Annotated in this window: 1 rRNA gene; it reads left to right on the plus strand. The window is 54.1% G+C overall.

Annotated features, from left to right (window positions below):
- A 16S ribosomal RNA gene (locus BM736_RS24845) occupies window positions 1-609 on the plus strand; the annotation flags it as partial.

Consider the following 609-nt stretch of genomic DNA (forward strand, 5'->3'; position numbering starts at 1 on the left):
GAAGGAATACCGGTGGCGAAGGCGGCCCCCTGGACAAAGACTGACGCTCAGGTACGAAAGCGTGGGGAGCAAACGGGATTAGATACCCCGGTAGTCCACGCCGTAAACGATGTCTACTCGGAGTTTGGTAACTTAGTTACTGGGCTCCCAAGCTAACGCATTAAGTAGACCGCCTGGGGAGTACGGCCGCAAGGTTAAAACTCAAATGAATTGACGGGGGCCCGCACAAGCGGTGGAGCATGTGGTTTAATTCGATGCAACGCGAAGAACCTTACCTACTCTTGACATCCAGAGAATTYRCYAGAGATRGYTTAGTGCCTTCGGGARCTCTGAGACAGGTGCTGCATGGCTGTCGTCAGCTCGTGTTGTGAAATGTTGGGTTAAGTCCCGCAACGAGCGCAACCCTTATCCTTATTTGCCAGCACGTAATGGTGGGAACTTTAGGGAGACTGCCGGTGATAAACCGGAGGAAGGTGGGGACGACGTCAAGTCATCATGGCCCTTACGAGTAGGGCTACACACGTGCTACAATGGTCGGTACAGAGGGTCGCAAAGCCGCGAGGTGGAGCTAATCCCACAAAGCCGGTCGTAGTCCGGATTGGAGTCTGC

It is taken from the genome of Shewanella sp. UCD-KL12, from assembly GCF_001957125.1.
Taxonomy (GTDB): Bacteria; Pseudomonadota; Gammaproteobacteria; order Enterobacterales; family Shewanellaceae; genus Shewanella.